Below are 4385 nucleotides of genomic sequence, written 5' to 3'. Positions count from 1 at the left end.
CCAGCATTTATAGTAAAATCATTCGGTGCATTCACATTGATATTTCCCTTACCATCCATCATCCACGTATTCCCACTCGGGTCTTCAATAAACACACTGCCAATAGCATCGTTCATGATAATTTTTGTTCCAGAACGGGTTTGTATTACTTTTTGGTCGTTGCCTGCCGTATTGTATCCTGAACTTTCAGAACCATTGTACATGGTGCCTAAAACAAAGGGTTTCTCGGCATTGTCGCCTTCAAAACCTACCAAAACTTCTTCGCCAATTTCGGGTACAAAATACATGCCTTTTCCACCACCTGCGTGCGGGTTTGTCATGCGAATCCATGGCGTGTTTACCCCATTGTCTTTCTGCCATGCCATTTGTACTTGTACTCTGCCGAGTCCATTTGGATCATTGTTGTCAATTATCGTGGCTGGTTGTGCGGTGGCTTTTGGGAAACTATGTACATTTCCATAAGGCGGAGAAAGTACACTTTCTGGAACGGCACTGAAAGTATTGTGATACGTGCCTTCATCGCAAACATGAGTCACATCAGTAATAATATAACTTCCAAAATTTTGTTCCTTCAAGCCATCTTGAGGATTTCCTGTCATCGAAAAAGCCGATTCATTGATAACCACCACATCGCCTATACGAAGTCCTGTTTCGTCAGAATCGCCTTTGGCTGTCACTAAATCTGCTGCTCTGGATTGCAATTGTGTAGTCGCTCTGTCCACCAAATGGGTTCTTGCATTTCCTTCTTGCAAAGGTTGGGTGTAGAACATTTTTGATTTCTCTGGGTATAATTTATTGGACGCATCTAAAACAGGTTTTGAGAATCCTTGGGTTTGATAGTTGATTTCTGATGAATTGGCTTTTTGTGTCTCGGCACTCGTTGGATCATAGCCTATGTATTCAAATCCAAGTGACTTGGCTTTCATATCTATATTAAAACTATGCAAGGAACGACCATATTCTAAAGTGAATGTTTTGGAAGTAGGCGTGCCAAATAGCAAATCCTCTCCATTATAATAAAACCATTGCCCTTTTTTTTGTGCCAATCTAGCTATAAAACCAAAATCGCTTTCGCCATATTGAACCGTGTATGGAAGTGAAGTGTCGTTTTGGATTTTTAGTTTGGGCTTATTTTCTGTTTGGGCATATTTCTCTGTAATTTCTTGTATGATAGTTGAAAGCGATTTATCCGAAAATGATTTGGTGTTTGGCATGCCATCCATGGCTATTGTTGGGCTGTAGCCATTGATCATGATGCAACCCGCTGCTCCAGCACTTCGCATGAGTTGTGCTTCGGTGATTATGCCTTTGAATACCAATGGTGATTCGGTGGCCATATTATTGGGCTTTATTTCTATTTTGATGGTTTGACCAATATAGCTTTGTGCTTTTTCAACAGCCTGATTTACAAATTCTTTTGGCAAAGGTTGTACAACAGAAAAATTATGGTGGGTTTGCACTTTTTGATTGATCACTAATTTTGAAAATCGTGTCATTGCTTCCCCAGCAATTTGAATGGTAATTGTAGTGCTTATTGGCATGATGGTCGTTTTTAATTAATGTTATTGTAAATATAAAAAAAGAACTCAATAATTTGATGAATTGTGATATAAATAAATTGTAAAAAGCTGATTTTGAAGTTAAATTTAGACTATCTGTTAAATTGACTCGATGAAGTGTAGCAAATTTTAAGTAAAAATTATATCAATTAGTTTTTTAAATTCACCTACATAATTACTTCTTGTTTGAAAACATGTTTTAAAAAAAACAAATAAATTATTTGGAATTGTAGTTGGTATTATAAAAAAAAACGCAACAAAATAGAAATATCTTGTTGCGTTAATCAAAATTATTTGAATTTATAAAACTATCTAACTTCTTTGTTAAGAATTAAATCTAAGTATAAATTTATTTTTTCTTTCAACTCTTTTCTAGGGGTAATAAAATCTAGAAAACCATGTTCCAATAGAAATTCTGCAGTTTGAAAGCCTTCTGGCAAATCTTTACCCGTGGTGTCTCGAACTACTCTTGGACCTGCAAAACCAATAAGCGCGCCTGGTTCAGAAATATTAATATCACCAAGCATGGCATATGAAGCTGTTGTGCCTCCAGTAGTTGGGTCTGTACATAAAGAAATATATGGTATTTTTGCTTCGGCTAGTTGAGCCAATTTTGCTGAGGTTTTTGCTAATTGCATCAATGAGTAAGCAGCTTCCATCATTCTGGCACCACCAGATTTTGAAATCATGACAAATGGAATGTTGTTTTTGATAGAATGATCAATACCTCTTGCAATTTTTTCGCCAACTACCGCGCCCATCGAGCCGCCGATAAAAGCAAAATCCATACAACAGACTACTAAAAATTTTCCTTTTGATTTTCCAACGCCTGTTCGAACTGCATCTTTAAGTTTAGTCTTATCCATGGCATCAACCAACCTGTCACTGTATTTTTTGGTATCTACAAAACCAAGTGGATCTTTGGAAGTCATATTGGCATCAAGCTCAACAAATTCGTTATTGTCGAATAGTATTTCAAAATATTCTTTGCTTCCAATACGAACATGAAAATCATCTTCAGGACTTACCCAAAGGTTTCGTTTTAACTCATCTGCATCTACAATTTTCCCAGTTGGAGATTTGTACCAAAGTCCTTTTGGAACATCCATTTTATCTTCGGTAGCTGTAGTAATTCCTTTTTCTTTTCTTTTAAACCAACCCATGCTAATTTTAGATTTTAGATTTTAGAATTTAGATTTATGAATGGTAATTCGTAATTCGTAATTCAAAAATCGTAATTTATATTGTGTTTACATTATTCAAATCGGCGAAAGCCTGTTCCAATCTTTTATTGAAAGTCATTTCTCCTTCACGAAGCCATTTTCTAGGATCGTAATGTTTTTTGTTTGGAGATTCTGGACCATCTGGGCTACCAATTTGTGTTTTTAAATAGTCTAAATTATGCACCATATAATCACGAATACCTTCTGTAAATGCAAACTGCAAATCGGTATCAATATTCATTTTTATAACACCGTATCCAATAGCTTCTCTAATTTCTTCAAGCGTTGATCCAGAGCCACCATGAAAAACAAAATCTACAGGATTTGAACCAGTACTAAATTTTTTTTGTACATAATCCTGAGAATTTTTTAAAATTTTTGGTGTTAGTTTTACATTTCCAGGTTTGTAAACGCCATGCACGTTTCCAAAAGCAGCTGCTATAGTAAAACGTGGACTTATTTTCAATAATTCTTCATATGCAAAAGCTACTTCTTCTGGTTGTGTGTATAGTTTTGAACTGTCAACATCAGAATTATCTACACCATCTTCTTCGCCACCTGTAATTCCTAATTCAATTTCAAGTGTCATGCCCATTTTACTCATTCTAGCCAAATAGGTTTTGCAAATTTCAATATTTTCTGCAATAGGTTCTTCAGATAAATCTATCATGTGTGAAGAATATAATGGTTTTCCAGTTTTTGCAAAATGCTTTTCAGATGCATCAAGTAATCCATCTATCCAAGGCAATAATTTTTTTGCACAATGATCTGTGTGCAAAATTACGGTGGCTCCATAAGCTTCCGCTAATGTGTGAATGTGGAGTGCACCCGCGATTCCGCCAGCAATTGCTGCTTTTTCGTTGGTATTTGATAAACCTTTTCCAGCATTAAATTGTGCTCCACCATTTGAAAATTGAATAATTACTGGAGCATTTAATCTTGCTGCAGTTTCTATTACGCCATTTATAGTGTCAGATCCTACTACATTTACAGCTGGAAGCGCAAAACCTTTTTCTTTTGCATACTTAAAAATTTCTTGAACTTGGTCGCCAGTAGCAACGCCTGATTTTATATTGTGTGCCATTTTTTTGTGTTTATACTACAAAATTACTAATTTATGTTTTAGAAAGGATAGTTTATTCCAATATTTACAACCGATTTAGTCCAATTAAAATCTTTGAACCATCTTTGATTGGTTTCTTTTGCAGGATTATAAGTTTTAAATCCCAAATCTAATCTAGCCAAAAAGAATTTAAAATCATATCTTATTCCAAGTCCAGTGCCCAAAGCAAAAGTTTTTATGGATTTTATTCCCGAAAAAATTTTGGTTTGGTCTGTTTCATTGTCCAAAACGTTCCAAATATTTCCCAAATCTGCGAATAATGCTCCATTAAAATTGCCGATAATTTTGGCTCTAAATTCTGCATTAAAAGCTATTTTCATATTGGCTTCGTTAAAATCGTTCAATCCGCCTGAACTTCCTGGGCCTAAGCTATAGGATTGCCAAGCTCTATTGTCATTTGTTCCTCCAGCAAAATAACTGCGAGAAAATGGAATCGATTTTGAATTTCCATACGGAATTGCTATTCCAAAAAAGCTTCTT

The 4385-nt window shown here is 35.4% G+C and carries 4 protein-coding genes; all 4 read right to left on the bottom strand.

The genetic code is table 11. The features are described from left to right. On the bottom strand, positions 1-1541 hold a 1541-nt coding region (locus RMN92_RS12785; protein ID WP_309609828.1), incomplete at its 3' end, for a phage baseplate assembly protein V. A 326-nt stretch (positions 1542-1867) separates the two neighbouring features. Beyond that, positions 1868-2722, bottom strand: coding sequence for an acetyl-CoA carboxylase, carboxyltransferase subunit beta (accD, locus tag RMN92_RS12780; protein WP_309609827.1), 855 nt, complete (start codon positions 2720-2722; stop codon positions 1868-1870). Between the two features lie 76 nt (positions 2723-2798). Then, positions 2799-3866, bottom strand: a complete 1068-nt coding sequence (fbaA, locus tag RMN92_RS12775) for a class II fructose-bisphosphate aldolase (RefSeq protein ID WP_309609826.1) — start codon at positions 3864-3866, stop codon at positions 2799-2801. 38 nt (positions 3867-3904) lie between these two features. Continuing rightward, positions 3905-4385: BamA/TamA family outer membrane protein (locus tag RMN92_RS12770; protein WP_309609825.1), on the bottom strand; the 481-nt coding region annotated here is incomplete at its 5' end.

Source organism: Flavobacterium sp. (assembly GCF_031363805.1).
In the GTDB taxonomy this organism is placed as follows: Bacteria; Bacteroidota; Bacteroidia; order Flavobacteriales; family Flavobacteriaceae; genus Flavobacterium.
This window is presented reverse-complemented; position numbering and strand designations above follow the sequence as displayed.

Excerpts from the sequence above, each read along its gene's own strand:
- fbaA (WP_309609826.1), bottom strand. The coding sequence starts at position 3,866 with ATGGCACACAATATAAAATCAGGCGTTGCTACTGGCGACCAAGTTCAA.
- accD (WP_309609827.1), bottom strand. The coding sequence starts at position 2,722 with ATGGGTTGGTTTAAAAGAAAAGAAAAAGGAATTACTACAGCTACCGAA.